The organism is Belnapia sp. (genome assembly GCF_059504005.1).
The window spans coordinates 54,125-70,396 of record NZ_JCACHU010000083.1 but is presented as its reverse complement, the minus strand read 5'-3'; the positions used below and the strand labels follow the sequence as shown (position 1 = coordinate 70,396).

The 16,272-nt window shown below is 72.0% G+C and carries 13 protein-coding genes; 5 read left to right on the top strand and 8 right to left on the bottom strand.

Annotated elements, in window-relative coordinates; translation table 11 throughout:
• Positions 1 to 171 precede the first annotated feature (171 nt).
• A complete protein-coding gene (locus tag AC5JJ1_RS12355; protein WP_495785426.1) occupies positions 172 to 1,368 on the top strand; it encodes an LLM class flavin-dependent oxidoreductase in 1,197 nt (398 codons plus the stop codon).
• A 3-nt stretch (positions 1,369 to 1,371) separates the two neighbouring features.
• On the opposite strand, the gene AC5JJ1_RS12350 is transcribed toward AC5JJ1_RS12355, so the two are convergent.
• Complete coding sequence (locus AC5JJ1_RS12350) at positions 1,372 to 3,084, bottom strand: ABC transporter ATP-binding protein/permease (RefSeq protein ID WP_495785425.1); 1,713 nt, start codon at positions 3,082 to 3,084, stop codon at positions 1,372 to 1,374.
• A gap of 295 nt (positions 3,085 to 3,379) precedes the next feature.
• On the bottom strand, positions 3,380 to 4,912 hold the full coding sequence (locus tag AC5JJ1_RS12345) for a UxaA family hydrolase (RefSeq protein ID WP_495785424.1): 1,533 nt from the start codon (positions 4,910 to 4,912) through the stop codon (positions 3,380 to 3,382).
• Between the two features lie 128 nt (positions 4,913 to 5,040).
• Here AC5JJ1_RS12345 and AC5JJ1_RS12340 point away from each other — a divergent pair, with 128 nt between their 5' ends.
• Positions 5,041 to 6,102 carry a zinc-dependent alcohol dehydrogenase family protein gene (locus AC5JJ1_RS12340; RefSeq protein WP_495785423.1) on the top strand — a complete coding sequence of 354 codons (1,062 nt, stop codon included), beginning with the start codon at positions 5,041 to 5,043 and terminating at the stop codon, positions 6,100 to 6,102.
• On the opposite strand, the gene AC5JJ1_RS12335 is transcribed toward AC5JJ1_RS12340, so the two are convergent.
• Both AC5JJ1_RS12335 and AC5JJ1_RS12330 read right to left on the bottom strand, forming a co-directional pair.
• Positions 6,099 to 6,500 (bottom strand): type II toxin-antitoxin system VapC family toxin, encoded by a 402-nt coding sequence (locus tag AC5JJ1_RS12335; protein WP_495785422.1) that lies wholly within the window; start codon positions 6,498 to 6,500, stop codon positions 6,099 to 6,101. The genes AC5JJ1_RS12340 and AC5JJ1_RS12335 overlap by 4 nt on opposite strands.
• The gene (locus AC5JJ1_RS12330) at positions 6,497 to 6,736 is read right to left on the bottom strand and encodes a FitA-like ribbon-helix-helix domain-containing protein (RefSeq protein ID WP_495785421.1); all 240 of its coding nucleotides are present in this window, start codon (positions 6,734 to 6,736) and stop codon (positions 6,497 to 6,499) included. Before AC5JJ1_RS12330 ends, AC5JJ1_RS12335 begins: the two co-directional genes overlap by 4 nt.
• 63 nt (positions 6,737 to 6,799) lie before the next feature.
• Here AC5JJ1_RS12330 and pncA point away from each other — a divergent pair, with 63 nt between their 5' ends.
• Both pncA and AC5JJ1_RS12320 read left to right on the top strand, forming a co-directional pair.
• Positions 6,800 to 7,456 (top strand): bifunctional nicotinamidase/pyrazinamidase, encoded by a 657-nt coding sequence (gene pncA / locus AC5JJ1_RS12325; RefSeq protein ID WP_495785420.1) that lies wholly within the window; start codon positions 6,800 to 6,802, stop codon positions 7,454 to 7,456.
• A 13-nt stretch (positions 7,457 to 7,469) separates the two neighbouring features.
• Positions 7,470 to 9,143, top strand: coding sequence for a Na/Pi cotransporter family protein (locus AC5JJ1_RS12320; protein WP_495785419.1), 1,674 nt, complete (start codon positions 7,470 to 7,472; stop codon positions 9,141 to 9,143).
• Between the two features lie 97 nt (positions 9,144 to 9,240).
• On the opposite strand, the gene AC5JJ1_RS12315 is transcribed toward AC5JJ1_RS12320, so the two are convergent.
• From AC5JJ1_RS12315 to AC5JJ1_RS12300, 4 genes are all read right to left on the bottom strand, one after another.
• A complete protein-coding gene (locus AC5JJ1_RS12315; protein ID WP_495785418.1) occupies positions 9,241 to 10,671 on the bottom strand; it encodes a DEAD/DEAH box helicase in 1,431 nt (476 codons plus the stop codon).
• A 345-nt stretch (positions 10,672 to 11,016) separates the two neighbouring features.
• Complete coding sequence (gene moaB, locus AC5JJ1_RS12310; protein WP_495785417.1) at positions 11,017 to 11,556, bottom strand: molybdenum cofactor biosynthesis protein B; 540 nt, start codon at positions 11,554 to 11,556, stop codon at positions 11,017 to 11,019.
• Positions 11,557 to 11,583: 27 nt separating this feature from the next.
• Positions 11,584 to 13,446, bottom strand: coding sequence for a lytic transglycosylase domain-containing protein (locus AC5JJ1_RS12305; protein ID WP_495785416.1), 1,863 nt, complete (start codon positions 13,444 to 13,446; stop codon positions 11,584 to 11,586).
• Between the two features lie 136 nt (positions 13,447 to 13,582).
• Positions 13,583 to 14,395: a uracil-DNA glycosylase gene (locus AC5JJ1_RS12300; RefSeq protein WP_495785415.1), complete on the bottom strand. Its 813-nt coding sequence runs from the start codon at positions 14,393 to 14,395 to the stop codon at positions 13,583 to 13,585.
• A 95-nt stretch (positions 14,396 to 14,490) separates the two neighbouring features.
• On the opposite strand from AC5JJ1_RS12300, the gene AC5JJ1_RS12295 reads away from it, so the two are divergent.
• Complete coding sequence (locus tag AC5JJ1_RS12295) at positions 14,491 to 16,194, top strand: electron transfer flavoprotein-ubiquinone oxidoreductase (RefSeq protein ID WP_495785414.1); 1,704 nt, start codon at positions 14,491 to 14,493, stop codon at positions 16,192 to 16,194.
• Positions 16,195 to 16,272 lie beyond the last annotated feature (78 nt).

Below are 16,272 nucleotides of genomic sequence, written 5' to 3'. Positions count from 1 at the left end.
AGCAAGCTCCGATCGGGTGGAAACACCTGATCGGAGGTATTCGCTCGGCAAAACAATAAACCGGAGCGGCTTCCGTGAGCCGGTGGGAACGGAAACGCCCTAGCACCTCGGTTGACCGCCCCGCCGGGCGTTCCTTAGCCTCCTTCGACGTCTGAGAAGAAAGGCACCTCCATGGCCCATCGCGGCTTGCGCTTCGGCATCTTCCTCGCGCCCTTCCACCGCGTGGGCGACAACCCGACCCTCGCCCTCGGCCGCGACCTGGAGCTGATCCAGTGGCTCGACACCCTCGGCTATGACGAGGCCTGGATCGGCGAGCACCATTCCGCCGGGTGGGAGATCATCGCCTCGCCGGAGATCTTCATCGGCGCGGCGGCCGAGCGCACGAAGCACATCATGCTTGGCTCCGGCGTCACCTCGCTGCCCTACCACCACCCCTTCCTGGTTGCGCAACGCTTCGTCCAGCTCGACCACATGACGCGCGGGCGCGCCATGCTCGGCTGCGGCCCCGGCGCCCTGGTCTCGGATGCCTATATGATGGGCATCAGGGCCGAGGATCAGCGGCGGATGATGGATGAGAGCCTCGGCGCCATCATGCAGCTCCTCGCCTGCGAGGAGCCAGTGACGATGAAGACCGACTGGTTCGAGCTGAACCAGGCGCGCCTCCACCTCGCCCCCTATACCTATCCCTGCTTCCCGATCGCGGTGGCCAGCGCCACCACCCCATCCGGCGTGCTGACCGCGGGCAAGTACGGCGTCGGCCTGCTCTCGCTCGGCGCCGGCCTGCCAGGCGGCAATGCCAAGCTTGCCGAGCACTGGCGCCAGGGCGAGGCCGAGGCGGCGAAGCATGGCAAGACCATGCCGCGCGACGGCTGGCGCCTGGTGGTCAACATGCACTGCGCGGAGGAGGATGAGCGTGCCCTCCGCGACGTCGCCCGCGGCGAGCGGCTGGAGACGCTCACCTATTTCAGCGAGACCCTCGGCCGCCCGCCCATGCGCAGCGAGGACCCGCTCGGTGACGGGCTGAGGGCCGGCACCACCTTGGTCGGCAGCCCGGAGACGGTGGCGAAGGGCATCGAGCGCCTGCTCGAATACACCGAGGGGGGCGCCGGCGCCGTGCTCTTCCGCGCCCATGAATGGGCCAACCGCGAGGACACGCTGCGGAGCTACGAGCTCTTCGCCCGCTGGGTCATGCCCCGCTTCCAGGGCAGCCTGGCGATGCCCGCCCAGTCGCGCGAATGGTGCAGCGAGAACCGCAGCGGCATCTTCGGCCCGAGCATGAATGCGCTCCGCAAGGCCTTCACCGATGCCGGGCAGGAGGTGCCGGACCATATCCGGCTCCGCCTGCATACTGGCAAGGTCGAGTTGTAGCGCCTACCGGAAGGGCGCCACCACCAGCGCCGGCAGCACCACCGCCGGGCGCAGCGCCGTGAGCCGCGCCCCGGCCGCCCCGGCCTCGAGCTGCAGCACCCGGTCATGGTGCTCGGCAAGCCCCGGCCGGTGGCCGATCGAGACCAGCGTCGCCTCGGCCAGGTCGGTGGCGAAGAGCCCCATCAGCGCCGCCTGCCCGGCATCGTCGAGCGCCGAGGTCGCCTCGTCCAGCAGCACCCAGCGCGGCCGGTGCAGCAGCAGCCGGGCGAAGCCGATGCGCTGCTGCTGGCCGAGGCTGAGCGAACGGTCCCACCGCCCCTGCTCGTCGAGCCGGTTGATGAGCGCCGGCAGCCCGCAGCGGATCAGCGCCGCCTGCACCGCGGCATCGCCGAAGCGCCCGGCCGGCGCCGGGTAGCAGACCGCCTCGCGCAGCGTCCCGAGCGGCAGGTAGGGCCGCTGCGGCAGAATCATCATCGCCTCCCGCGCCGGTGCCCGGACCACGCCCTCGCCCCAGGGCCAGAGCCCGGCGGCGGCGCGGAACAGCGTGCTCTTCCCTGTGCCGCTCTCGCCGCGGATCAGCACCCGCTCCCCGGCGCGGATCTCGGCCGAGGCGCCGGCGATCAGCACATTCCCCTCCGGCCCGCGCACCGTGAGGTCCTCGAAGGCCAGCACCTCGCCGCCTTCCTCGATCTCGATGGCGCTCCCGGCCGCCAGCGCCTCCGCGGCGTCGAGGCTGTCCTCCAGCGCGACGATGCGCTCCACATGGCTGCGCCAGTCGGCCAGCCGCGGCCAGCTTTCCTGGAACCAGGACAGGGCGCGCACCACCTCGGTGAAGGCCTGCGCCATCTGCATCAGCGCGCCGAGCGTCAGGGCGCCTGCAAAATACTGCGGGCTCGCCAGCAGCAGCGGGATGACCGCCGCCACCATTCCGAAGCCCGAGCCGAGCCACATCAGCTGCCGCTCCGAGCGCAGCAGCTGATGCATCACGCCGACGACGCGCCCGAAGCTGCCGCGCAGCCCCGCCGCCTCGTCCGCACCGCCGCGGATCAGCGCCACCGCCTCGGCGCTCTCGCGCAGCCGCAGCAGGGCGAAGCGATGGTCGGATTCCGCATGGTTGCGGCGGATGTTGATGCCCACCATCGGCCGCCCGATCAGCCAGGTCAGCACCCCGCCTGCCAGCGCATAGAGCCCGGCGACCAGCACCAGGCTCCCCGGCACCTCCATGCCTCCGAGCCGCACGGCGTCCGACAGCGTCCAGAGCACCCCGGTGAAGGAGGCGAGGGTCAGCAGCGCCTGCAGCAGCCCCGTCGCCAGGTCGACCGCCATGGCGGTGGCCCAGCGGGTGTTCTCGCTGATCCGCTGGTCCGGGTTGTCCACCGCATCCGGCATCAGCCCCATGCGGTAGTGGCAGGCATCCGCCAGCCAGCGCTCCTGCAGGTGATGCACCAGCCAGCGCCGCCAGCGCAGCGCCAGCATCTGCCGCGCCCAGAGCAGCGCGACGGCGATCGCCATGCTCAGCCCCGCCAGCAGCAGGAAGAGCGAGACCTGGTCGCCGCTCGCCCCCGCCTGCCGCTGCTCCAGCGCGTTGAAGAAGTCGCGGTGCCAGAGATTGAGGCGCAGCTGCGTGCCGATCTGCGCCAGGGTCAGAAGAAGGGTTGCCGCCGTCAGCGCCCAGGCCACGCCCCGCTCTTCCGAGCCGTACCAGCCGCGGGCCATGCGCCAGGTCCGCCGGAAGGCCCCTTGGGAGGCGGTCGGGGTGCGGGAAGCGGCCAAGGCGAAATCTCCCGTCTGAAATCAGTACGGGATGGGATATACAAAACGCCGTGAGGGTCGCAAGCAAATTGGGGCAGGATTGCGGCGGAAGCATGGCAAGTGTGGCTTTCCGGCACGCCAACAATCCGCGACATTCCCATGGCAAGACGCTGGAATCCTTAACGCCTTGTCCCTGCGCCAATGAAAAGGGCCGGTCTGCGCCGGCCCTTTCCCTCCGCTCGAATGTGGCGAAACCTGGCTACATGGTCGCACCCATCGGCCAGGGCGCGAATTCCGCCCCTCCGAAATCGAAGGCCTCGCTCTTCGTCCGCTTGCCGCTCGCCGTCCGCAGCATGTGCTGGAAGATGCGCTCGCCCACCTGCTGCACCGTCTCCTCGCCGGTGACGATGGTGCCGCAATTGATGTCCATGTCGTCCACCATCCGCTCGTACATCGGCGTGTTGGTGGCGAGCTTGATGGAGGGCGTCGGCTTGCAGCCGAAGACGCTGCCGCGCCCGGTGGTGAAGCACAGGAGGTTCGCGCCCCCCGCCACCTGGCCGGTCGCCGCCACCGGGTCGTAGCCCGGCGTGTCCATGAAGACGAAGCCCTTCTGCGTCACCGGCTCCGCATAGCGGACCACGTCGACGAGATTGGTCGAGCCCGCCTTCGCCATGGCGCCGAGCGACTTCTCGAGGATGGTGGTCAGCCCGCCGAGCTTGTTGCCGGGAGAGGGGTTGGCATCCATCTCGGCCCCGAGCCGCGCCGTGTACTCCTCCCACCAGTGCATCACCTCGACCAGCTTCTGTCCGACCTCCTGGCTGACGGCGCGCCGGGTGAAGAGATGCTCGGCGCCGTAGGTCTCCGGGCTCTCGGAGAGAATCACCGTGCCGCCATGCCGCACCACGAGGTCGGAGGCCGCGCCGAGCGCCGGGTTGGCCGTGATGCCCGAATAGCCGTCGGAGCCGCCGCATTGCAGCGCGACGCAGAGTTCGCCGGCCGGCACCGTCTCGCGCGTCACGCGGTTGGCCTCGGCGACGACTTCGCGCACGAAGTCGATGCCCGCCTGCACGGTCTTCCGGCTGCCGCCCATCTCCTGGATGTCCATGCTGCGCAGCCGCCCGGCCAGCCGCTGCTCCTCGAGCAGCCCGCCGATCTGGTTCACCTCGCAGCCGAGGCCGATGCCGATGACATGGCTGAAATTCGCATGACGCGCGAAGCCGCCTAAGGTCCGGCGCAGGATGCTGAGCGGCTCGCCCTGGGTCATGCCGCAGCCCGTCTTGTGGGTCAGCGCGACGACCCCGTCGACATTCGGCCACTCCGCCAGCGGGTCCTCCCCGGTCAGCGGGTTGCGCCGGAAGGCCTGGGCGATGAGGTCAGCCACATGGGCCGAGCAGTTCACCGAGGTCAGGATGCCGATGTAGTTGCGCGTCGCCACCCGCCCATCCGGCCGGCGGATGCCCTGGAAGGTCGCCGGCTCGGCCACGTAGTCGGTCGGCCTGGCATCCACGCCCCAGGCATAGTCGCGGGCGAAGTCGCCCATGGCGAGGTTGTGGCTGTGCACCCATTGCCCGGGCGTGACGGCCTCCGTCGTGAAGCCGATGATCTGGCCATAGCGCGTCACCGGCTCGCCCTTCTGGTGGAAGCGCACCGCCACCTTGTGTCCGGCCGGGATGCGCGCCGCCGCGACCACGTTCGGCGCGACCGGCGTCCCCGGCGGCAGCACCTGGCGGGCGATGACGACGCCATCCCCCGGATGCAGGCGGATGACGGGCGGCTGGGTGATGGCATCCATGACGGGGCTCCCTTTCCGGCCAATCTAGCCCCTGGCACCGGGGGTTTCGATCCCCCCTGGGCCTTGTCCCGGTCCCGCCGCATGATGCAGGCCCGGGCCGCAGAGCCCGTCTTGGGAGGGTGTTCGGCATGAAGGGTGTGGTCTTCCTTGGCGACCGGCAGCTGGCCCTGCAGGACTTCCCCGACCCGACGCCCGGGCCGGACGAGGTGGTGCTGGAGATCAAGGCCTCCGGCATGTGCGGCAGCGACCTGAAATTCTACCGAGCGCCTGCCGGCGGTGCTTCCGCCTCGCTCGGCTTCACCAAGGGCCTCTCCGGCCCGATCATCCGCGGGCATGAGCCCTGCGGCGTGGTGGTCGCGGTCGGCAAGAACGTCTCGCCGAAGCAGGCGCGCATCGGCCAGCGGGTGATGCAGCACCACTACGTCGGCTGCGGCGTCTGCCCGCAATGCTCGACCGGCTGGATGCAGCTCTGCGACGACGGCGTCGACCAGGTCTATGGCGCGACCGGCCACGGGGCGCACGCCAATTACATGGTCTGCCCGGCGCGGACGGTGGTAACGCTGCCGGAGGAGCTGTCCTTCGAGACCGGCGCCGCCATCTCCTGCGGCACCGGCACGGCCTGGGGCGCGCTGCAACGGCTCGGCCTGCAGGGCGACCATACGATCGCGGTCTTCGGCCAGGGCCCGGTCGGCCTGTCCGCGACGCAGCTCGCCTCGGCCATGGGCGCCCGCGTCATCGCCCTCGACACCAGCCCGGAGCGCCTGGCCCGGGCCCGCGAGTTCGGCGCCGACCTGCTGATCAACCCGGTCGAGACCAATGACGTGGTCGGCGCCATTCGCGAGGCGACGCATGGCCTCGGCGCCCATCTCTCGCTCGACGCCTCCTCCTCGCCCCAGGCGCGGGCCCAGGCGGTGCGCTGCATCCGCACCTGGGGCAAGGCCTGCTATGTTGGGGAGGGGGGCGAGGTGACGTTGGATGTCAGCCCGGACATGCTCCGCCGGCAGGTGACGCTGATCGGCTCCTGGACCTTTTCCACCGTCGGCCAGGCGGACTGCGCCCGCTACATCGCCGATCGCGGCATCGAGGTCGACAAGCTCTTCACCCATCGCTGGCGGCTCGACCAGGCAGAGGAGGCCTATAAGCTCTTCGACGCCCAGACTTCCGGCAAGGGCGTGATCCTGCCGAATTAGCCGGGGAGCAGGTGGATCGCCGCGTCGTCGGCAAAGCGCTCCGCCAGCCGCCGGTCCGCGGTGGCGAGCGGGGCGCCCTCCTGCATGGCGAGCGCGACGTAGAAGCAGTCATAGGCCGGGTGGTCGCGGCGGAGGGCGAGGTCGAGGGCCGCCGCCGCCAAATCCTCGGTCGGTACCAGACGATCGAAGTAGTTCGGCACGCGGGCGAGGATGCGCCGCGCATCGGCCCCGCCGAGGCGCTGCGTCCGGTGTGCCCGCCAGAGCCCGTTGGCGATCTCCGCCAGGATCATCTGCGGCGCGACCACCGGCTGCCCGGCGAGCGCCGCCTTCGCCGCCGGTGACGCAGCCTCCTCAAGGTAAATCGCCAGCATCACCGAGGCGTCGGCGATGATCGTCACCGGTTGTCGCGGTCCTCGCGGATCATCTCGGCCACGGTCGGCTCGCCCGGCTGCAGCGGACGGGTACGGGCGCGAATGGCATCGGCCTCGGCCAGCAGTTCCTCCTTGGTCGGCCGCGCCGCCCGGCGCAGGATCTCCCGCATCTCCGCCTCCAGGCTCCGCCCATGCGCGGCGGCCATGGCCTTCAGCCGCGCGATGGTCTCCTCTTCCAGGCTGCGCACCAGGACCTGTGGCATGGTACCACCCAACTTGCTATCACGGTGATAGCATAGGCAGCCGCCCTCGGAGGAACAACCATCATGACGCCGATCCGGCCCACCGAAACCGACATGCTCGGCCTCATCGACGTGCAGCCGGCCTTCATGCCGGGCGGCGCCCTCGCCGTGGCCGGGGGCGATGAGGTCGTCCCGGTCATCAACCGCCTGCTCGCCGGCCCCTTCGACCACGCCTTCGCCACCCAGGACTGGCACCCGCCCGGCCATTCCTCCTTTGCCTCCAGCCATCCCGGCCGAACGCCCTGCGACAGCATCACCATGCCCTATGGCCGGCAGACCCTCTGGCCCGACCACGCCATCCAGGGCAGCGCCGAGGCTGCGCTGCACCCCGGCCTCGACCAGCGCCGCATCGAGCTGATCGTCCGCAAAGGCTTCCGCCCTGCCATCGACAGCTACTCCGCCTTCTTCGAGAACGACCGCACCACCGCCACCGGCCTCGACGGATGGCTACGCGCCCGCGGCATCCGGCGCCTTTTCCTGGCCGGGCTGGCGACGGATTACTGCGTCGCCTTCTCCGCCGAGGACGCCGCTCGCCTCGGATACCACGTCTGCGTCATCGAGGAGGCCTGCCGCGGCATCGGCTTGCCCCTGCCCGAGGGTGGGGACACCATGGCCGCAGCGAAGGCGAGGCTGGCTGCGGCCGGCGTGCGCTTCATCCACGCGGCCGACCTCGCCTCCTGAAAGGCGCATCGGCATGGGCGAGGCAAGGCTGCTGCTGGAATTGGCGGGCGAGGCGGCCTTGCTGCTCTGGGGCCTGCACATGGTGCAGAGCGGCGTGCAACGCGCCTTCGGCAGCCGGTTGCGCCAGGCGCTCGGCATCGCCCTCGGCGGGCTGGGCCGCGCCTTCCTCGCCGGGCTCGGGGTGACGGCGGCGCTGCAGAGCAGCACGGCGACCGCCCTGATGGTCGGCTCCTTCGCCGCCTCGGGTGCGGTGGCGCTGGCCCCGGCGCTCGCGGCCATGCTCGGCGCCAATCTCGGCACCGCGCTGATCGTCCAGCTCCTCTCCTTCGACGCCACCGCCGCCTACCCGGCGCTGGTCCTGGTCGGCGTGCTCGCCTTCCGCCGCGGCAGCCGGGCGCGGACGCGCGATCTCGGCCGGGTGGCGATCGGCCTCGGGCTGATGCTGCTGGCGCTGCACGAGCTGGTCGGCAGCATGGCGCCGGTCGAGGCCTCGCCGACGCTTCGCGCCCTGCTCACCGCCGTCGCCGACCAGCCCCTGCCCAACCTGCTGCTCGCCGCCGCCATAGCCTGGGCGGCGCATTCGAGCATTGCCGGCCTGCTCTTCGTCGCGGGCCTCGCCGGCAGCGGGGCGGTCGGCCCGGCGGCGGCGCTGGCGATGGTGCTCGGCGCCAATCTCGGCAGCGCGCTGAACCCGCTGCTGGAAGCGGGCGGCGACCGCGAGGACCGGGCCCGCCTCCGCGTCCCCGCCGGCAACCTGCTGAACCGGCTGATCGGCTGCGCCATCGGCCTGCTGCTCCTGCCGGAGGCCACCGCCTGGCTCCAGGCGATCGACCCGGCGCCGGCGCGGCTGGTCGCGAATGCGCATCTCGCCTTCAACCTGGCGACCGGGCTGCTCGCCCTGCCGCTGGTGCCGGCGCTCGCCGCGCTGCTGCGCCGGTGGCTGCCGGAGCGGGACGCCAGCGCCGATGCCGGCGCCCCGCGCTACCTGGACGAGGCCGCGCTCACCACCCCCTCCGTCGCGCTGGCCAATGCGGCGCGGGAGGTGCTGCGCATCGCCGACCAGTTGGAGGCGATGCTGCGCGGCTCCGCCGCCGCCTTCCGCGGCCAGGACCGCGAGGTCGCCCGCGCCATCATCCGCATGGACGACGTGGTCGACCGGCTGCACCGCGCGGTGCATTCCTACCTCGCCCGCATCCCGCGCGAGACGCTCGGCGACGAGGAAAGCCGCCGCCTCGGCGAGATCCAGGCCTTCGCCATTGCCCTCGAGCACGCCGCCGATGTGGTGGAACGGGACCTGGTGCGGCATGCGGCCAAGCGCCTGCGCCGCGGCCTCGCCCTCGGCCCCGGGCCGGCGCGGGAGATCGAGTCGCTGCACACGGCGCTGCTGGAGCAGCTCCGCCTGGCGATCGCCGTTTTCATGATGGAGGATGCCGAGGCCGCCCGCCGCCTGGTCCGCGGCAAGGAGGGCCTGCGCGCCGCCGAGCGCGACGCCGCCCGGCGCATGGCCGAGGCCGGCGCCCTCACGGCCACGGAAGGTGGCGGCGCCGCCGGCCTGTTGCTGGACGCGGTGCGGGACCTGCGCCGCGTCGGCGGCCACCTCGCCGCCGTCGCCCATCCGCTGCTGGAGCGGCGCGGCGAGCTGCTGCCGAGCCGCCTCGCGCCGGAGGATGCGGCCGAGGAAGACTAGGGCAAGCCCCGGTCAGATGGAGCCATCCGATCGGGGCTTGCCCAGCGGCACGACAAGTCGGGGCGAGTTCCGTGCGCCTGGGCGCTCGGAGCCTGCGTCAGTCATCCCCGCCGACGCGCCAGGTCTGGGTCCGGCTGCCCGGCTTCGCACCGCCGCCTTCGCGGAAATCGCCATCCCGCCAGCGCCGGTCGCTTCGGGTCTGCTCGCCGATGGTGGCCGGCATTGCCCGTCGCCGCGTCTGGTTGGCGGTGCCGTTGCCCGCCGGCCGCTGCTGCTGCCCGCCCGGCTGGCCCTGTGGCCGCGGCGCACCGCCGCGCCCGCGCCCCTGGCCGCCCCGGTGGTTCTGCGGCCGCGCGGCCGGACGCCCCGCCTGCACCGGCCGCGTCACCGGGCTCGACTGGTCCTGCCGATGATCCTCGGCCGGGATCGGCGTGCGGATCAGCTTCTCGACGGCCCAGAGCTTGTCCAGCTCCTCCGCCGCGACGAGCGCCACCGCCTCGCCCGAGGCGCCGGCCCGGGCCGTCCGCCCGATGCGGTGCACGTAGCTCTCCGGCACGTCCGGCAGGTCGTACTGCACCACGTGCGTCACGTTATCGACGTCGATGCCGCGTGCCGCGATATCCGTCGCCACCAGGATCGGCGCCGAGCCCTCGCGGAACTCCTGCAGGGCCCGCTCGCGCTGGCCCTGGCTCTTGTTGCCGTGGATGGCATTGGCCGAGAGCCCGTCCTGCGCCAGCTGCTTCACCACGCGGTCGGCGCCGTGCTTGGTGCGGGCAAAGACCAGCGTGCGGCCGACACCCTCGCCCTTCAGCAGCCGTGCCAGCAGCAGGCGCTTCCGCGCCGTCTCGACATGCAGGACGCGCTGCGCCACGCGCTCCGCCGTGGTGGCGACCGGCGCCACCTCGACCCGTGCCGGGTCGCGCAGCAGGTCGCCCGCCAGCCGGCCGATCTCGGTCGGCATGGTAGCGGAGAAGAACAGGGTCTGCCGCGCCTTGGGCAGGGCCGGGATCAGCTTGCGGATGGCGGGCAGGAAGCCCTTGTCCAGCATCTGATCCGCCTCATCGAGCACCAGCACCTCGACGCGGTCGAGCCGCGCCGTGCCGGCCGCCATGTGGTCGAGCAGCCGGCCAGGTGTGGCCACTAGCACGTCGATGCCCGTTGCCAGCGCCCGGCGCTGCCCGCCATGCGGCACGCCGCCGAAGACGGTCGTCACGCTGAAGCCGAGATGCGCGCCATAGCTCTTGAAGCTGTCGGCGATCTGGGTGGCGAGCTCGCGCGTCGGCGAGAGCACCAGCACGCGGCTGCCGCCGCGCGGCGGCCGGCCGCCCTTGGCGATGAGCTGGTTCAGGATCGGCAGCGCGAAGGCCGCCGTCTTGCCCGTGCCGGTCTGGGCGATGCCGAGGATGTCGCGCCCCTCGAGCACGAGCGGAATCGCCTGCGCCTGGATCGGCGTCGGCGTCGTATAGCCGGCCTCGTCGAGCGCGCGCAGGAGCGGCGTGGCGAGGCCGAGTTCGGTGAAGCTTGTCACGAAATGAGTTATCCCAGACACGCGGCGCCTGACGCGGACCCGGTCACGGGTCGCCGCGGGGTTTCAGGTGGAGACCCCGCGTGGCTGGGTCGATCCGGAAGATGGCTTCCTGTGCGCCGGCAGTTCGACCGGGTCCCGCTTCGCCCAGCAAAGCCAGCCTGGAAGGCCGCGCGCGGACTGAAACCGGACAGGGTGGCCGCTCACGCGGCCGGGCACCACCGGAGCATAGCGCCGCCGGTACGACCTACATGCACCTTCGCAGCTGCGAAAGCAAGGGAGGACGTCTGGTGGCCCGCATATCCCACCCGTTCGTGCGCACAGCGCACGAGCGGGTGGGGCGAGGCGCTAGGCCGCCCGCATATGCTCCTTCAGCCGCGGCATCAGCTCCACCAGGTTGCAGGGCCGGTGCCGGGCATCGAGCTGGAACAGGAGAATGTCGTCCCAGGCATCCTTGCAGGCCCCAGTCGAGCCGGGCAGGGCGAAGAGATAGGTCCCCCCCGCCACGCCGCCGAGCGCCCGGCTCTGCATCGTGCTGGTGCCGATCTTGCGGTAGCTGAGCATGCGGAACAGCTCGCCGAAGCCCTCGATCTCCTTCTCGAGCACCCGCTTGAAGGCCTCCGGCGTCACGTCGCGGCCGGTGATGCCGGTCCCGCCCGTGGTGATGCCGCAATCGATGCTGGGGTCGGCGATCCAGCGCCGCAGCACCGCCTCGATCGCATCCGCCTCGTCGCGGACGATCTCGCGGGCGACGCAGCGGTGCCCCGCCCCCTCGATCCGTTCCTGCAGGGTCTGGCCCGAGCGGTCGGAGGCGAGGTCCCGCGTGTCGGAGACGGTGAGGACGGCGATGTTTACCGGGATGAAGGGCAGGCTCTCGTCGATCGGCATGGCTGGCGCTCCGTATCTCGTCGGGCGCTACCGTAGCGCAGCCGGGCGCCGGCGCAGCATGGCCGTCACCTCCTCCGGCCCGGCGAATCGCGGGGCGCTGCCGGCCGCCAACTGGTCGAGGCTCGGCGCCGGCAGGCCAAGCCGGCTGGCATAGATCCAGGAATAGGCCATGACGCGTTGGACGAAGGCCCGGGTCTCGTCGATCGGGATGGCCTCGATGAAGAGGAACGGGTCGTCACGGTGTCCGCTCGCCGGCAGCCACTTCTGCAGGTTGCCCGGCCCGGCATTATAGGCCGCCAGCAGCCGGATGAGGTTGCCCTCCACCCCCTCCTGCCGCGCCAGGTAGTGCACGTAGCGCTGCCCGAGCTCGAGCGAGAAGCCGGGATCATGCAGCCGGTTGCGGTTCTCCGCCGAGAGCGACGGGTCCCCCGCCACGTAGCTCGCCGTCGCCGGCATCAGCTGCATCAGCCCCCGCGCCCCGGCGGGCGAGACGGCCGCGGCATCGAAGCGGCTCTCCTGCAAGGCCAGCGCATAGAGCAGCGAGGGATCGACCCGGAACCCGCCCTGCGGCTGCAGGCGCGGCAGCGGGAAGCGGGCGAAGTCGCGCGGCCGCCCATCTGCCCCCTGGCTCGCCGCCGCGAGCTGCGAGGCGAGCCCGTTCATCCCCGCCGCCGAGGCGACGGCGAGCATGGCCCGCACCAGGGCCGGGTTGTTCCGCGCCTGGCCCCAGAGCTGCCGCAGCTCCGCCTCCGCCCGCTCCCCCTGGCCGATCTGCAGGAGGGCGAGCGCGCGCCAGCCGCCGGCCGTCTCGGCCAGCGCCGCCGTCTCCGCCTCGCCGGCCAGCTCGCCTTCCCAGGCGAATTTGTTCGGCAGGCCGAGCGCCCGCCGCGCCACCTGGCCATAGAAGGTCCGCGGCTCCTGCGCCGCCTGCGTCATCCAGGGGACGTAGAGCTGCGGCTGCCGCGCCCGCACCGCCGCCCTGCCGGTCCAGAAGGCGGCTGCCGAGCGAAGCGCCGGCGCCGCCGCCTCGCTCCGCGCCGCCCGCTCGAAATAGGGCAGCGCCAGATCGTAGCGCTCCATCCCCCAGGCCGCGAGGCCGGCGGCGAAGGCGGCGACGCCGTTCTCGCCCCGGCCCGGGGACTGGCGCAGCGTCTCGGAGGCGATGCGGAAGGCCTCCTCGTCCCGCCCGGCGCGGAACAGGCCGATGGCGAGGTCGGCCCGCAGCAGCGCCGCATAGGCCGGCGACAGGCCGCGCGTCCGCGCGATCAGGCCGAGCGCCGCCGCCGCATTCCCCTCCCGCGCCCGGTCCCGCACGGCCCGGTCGAGCGCCGGGTTGCGGGTGACGGCCGCGCCGTCTCGCTCCTCCGGCGCCAGCGACTGGTCGGGCGAGAGCGCCTCCGCCGCGTCCGGCGGGGCCGGCAGCGCCGTCCCCCGCGGCAGCAGCCCGGCGAGGCGCTGGTGGATGCGCAGCGCATCCGGATGGTCGGGATAGTGCGCCAGCCAGGATTGCAGCGCCGCCGGGCTCGGCCGCGCTGCCGGCCGCAGCCAGCGGTCGGCGAGCACCTGGCCGAGCAGCCGTTGGTCCGCGAGCCGCTCCGCCTCCCGCTCCGCCGCGGCCAGGTCGCCCGCCGCCTGTGCCTCGAAGATCCGCCGGAGCCGCGCGGCCTCGGAGGGGGCCAGCACCTGTGGCAGCCCGGCCACCCCGCCGGCAGGGGCGGGGCGGGACAGGATCATCGCAGTCTGGCCGAGCGGGGCCGGAATGGCGGTCGAGGCTGTGACCCTCTGCGCCTGGGCCGAGGCCGTGGCCCCCGCCGTCAGCGCCGCCCCCAGCAGGACCCCGCGGAGCAGGGGGCGAAGGGGGCTGCGGGCCATGGGTCTGATCGCGCGCATGGCCCGTTTCCGTTAGCGTTCGCGAGCATCGAGGCGCAACCCCTCAATTGCGGGGTCAGCATGAGACGGCTTCCACCGCGGCGTGAAATGCCCGCCATTCCGCGGCTCCGGGCATGTATAACAATCCCGTTGGCATCTAATCGGTGCCGTCGATCCTCCGCCGCAGCAGCAGCAGATCGCTCCATGCCTCGCGCTTGGCCGAGGGCGTTCGCAGCAAGTAGGCAGGATGCAGCGTGGCGAGCGCCGGCAAGGCTTGCCCCTCGCCAACCGTTACTTGATGCCAACGTCCGCGGAGCCGGGTTATCCCCTCCTTCGAGCGCAGCAGCGCCTTGGCGGCGACCCCGCCGAGCAGCACTAGATGCCGCGGCCGCGCCAGCTCGACATGCCGCAGGATGAAGGGCAGGAAGAGCGCGATCTCGGCATCCGTCGGTGTCCGGTTGCCGGGCGGGCGGAAGGGCAGGATGTTGGTGATGTAGAAGTCCCGCTCCCGGCTGAGCCCGACCGAGGCCAGCATCCGGTCGAGCAGCTGGCCCGAGACGCCGACGAAGGGCCGCCCGAGCCGGTCCTCATCCGCCCCGGGCGCCTCGCCGATGAGCATCAGCCCGCTCTCGGCCACGCCATCGGCGAAGACGAGGTTCATGGCCGTCTCGCGGAGCGGGCTGTCCTCGAATTGCGCCATGGCCTCGCGCAGCGCGGCGAGGCTGCCGGCGCCGGCCGCCAGCTCCTGCGCCCGCGTCCCGACCGCGCTCGCCGGCAGCAGCTGTGGCTGGGCCCGCAGGGGCGCCGGGGCCCGCGCCGGCGGCGCCTCCACCCGTTCCGGCATGGCCTCCGCCCGCGCCTGCGACCGTGCCGCGTGGTCCTGCGGCTCCGCCTCGAGCGCCTCGTCGGCGCCCCAGTCGAGCTGCAGCCGGAGCGCCGCGATCAGCGCGTCCCGTGTCTCCGCCTCCATCCGTGCCCCCCGTTCACGGCCTATATTCCTGCCCCCGGGGTTCCGCGCAACCCGAAGCGACGCTACATGCGGGGGCGAACCAGGAGGAGCCAGGCATGTCCGGGGCCGAAGAGCGCGAAGCGATGGAATTCGATGTGCTGATCGTGGGAGGCGGGCCCGCCGGCCTCGCCGCCGCGATCCGCCTCAAGCAGGTCGCGCCCGATGCCACGGTCTGCCTGGTCGAGAAGGGCAGCGAGATCGGCGCCCATACCCTCTCCGGCGCCGTGCTGGAGCCGCGGGCTCTCGACGAGCTGCTGCCCGACTGGCGCGAGGACCCGCCGGCGCTGGCGACGCCGGCGACCGATGACCGCTTCATGCTGCTGACGGCGACGCGCGCCATCAGGATGCCGACGCCGCGGCAGATGAACAACCACGGCAATTACATCGTCTCGCTCGGCAATGTCTGCCGCTGGCTCGGCGCGAAGGCCGAGGCGCTCGGCGTCGAGATCTACCCTGGCTTCTCGGCTTCCGAGACGATCATCGAGGACGGGCAGGTGAAGGGCGTCGTCGCCGGCGTGGCGGGCATCCAGAAGGACGGCACCAAGGGCCCGGGCTACGAGCCGGGGATGGAGCTGCGCGCCAGCTACACCCTCTTCGCCGAGGGCTGCCGCGGCTCGCTCACCAAGCAACTCGTCGAGCGCTACGACCTGCGCCAGGGCGTCGCGCCGCAGACCTATGCGCTCGGGGTCAAGGAGCTCTGGGAAATCCCGAAGGAGAAGCACAAGCCCGGCCTCGTCTGGCACTCGACGGGCTGGCCGCTGACCTCGGACACCTATGGCGGCTCCTGGCTCTACATGCTGGGCGAGAACCTGGTCTCGATCGGCTTCGTCGTCGGGCTCGACTACTCGAATCCCTGGCTCTCGCCCTTCGACGAGTTCCAGCGCTTCAAGACCCATCCGACGGTCCGGGCGATGCTGGAGGGCGGCAAGCGCGTCGCCTATGGCGCCCGCGCGCTGAACGAGGGCGGCTTCCAGGCCATCCCGAAGCTGGTCTTCCCCGGCGGCGCCCTGATCGGCGACTGCGCCGGCTTCCTCAACGTGCCGAAGATCAAGGGCACGCATACCAGCATGAAGACCGGCATGCTCGCCGCCGAGGCGGCCGCCGCGGCGATCGGCGGCGAGGAGCGCCCGCCCGTGCTGGACACCTACCCCGCCGCCCTCGAGCGGAGCTGGGTCTGGGAGGAGCTGAAGGGCGTCCGCAACATCCGCCCCGGCTTCGCCAAGTACGGCTTCTGGGGCGGCCTCGCCAACGCTGCGCTCGACACCTATGTCTTCCGCGGCAAGGCGCCCTGGACCTGGCCGCACCATGCCGACCACGAGACGCTGAAGCCCGCCTCCCAGGCGAAGCGCATCGAGTACCCGAAGCCGGACGGCGTGCTGACCTTCGACCGCCTCTCCTCGGTCTTCCTCTCCAACACCAACCATGAGGAGAACCAGCCCGCCCACCTCCAGCTCCGCGACCCGGGCCGCTGGAAGGGCGTGAACTGGGACCAGTTCCGCAGCCCGGAGAGCCGCTACTGCCCGGCCGCCGTCTACGAGGCCGTCGGCCCCGATGCCGAGCGCGAGCTGAAGGGCACGCCGGACCCCGAGGCCACCGGCCCCGGCGGCGATGTCGAGGCAGGCGATGGCGGGGCACGCCTCGTCATCAACGCGCAGAACTGCGTCCACTGCAAAACCTGCGACATCAAGGACCCGACGCAGAACATCGACTGGCGTACGCCGGAGGGCGGCGGCGGACCGAACTACATCGGCGGCATGTGAGGCGCCCGCCGCCCGGCCGCTTCGGGCAAAGCCGGGCGGCGGCGGATCGAGCTACATCGGCGGGTTGTCAATTGCCGA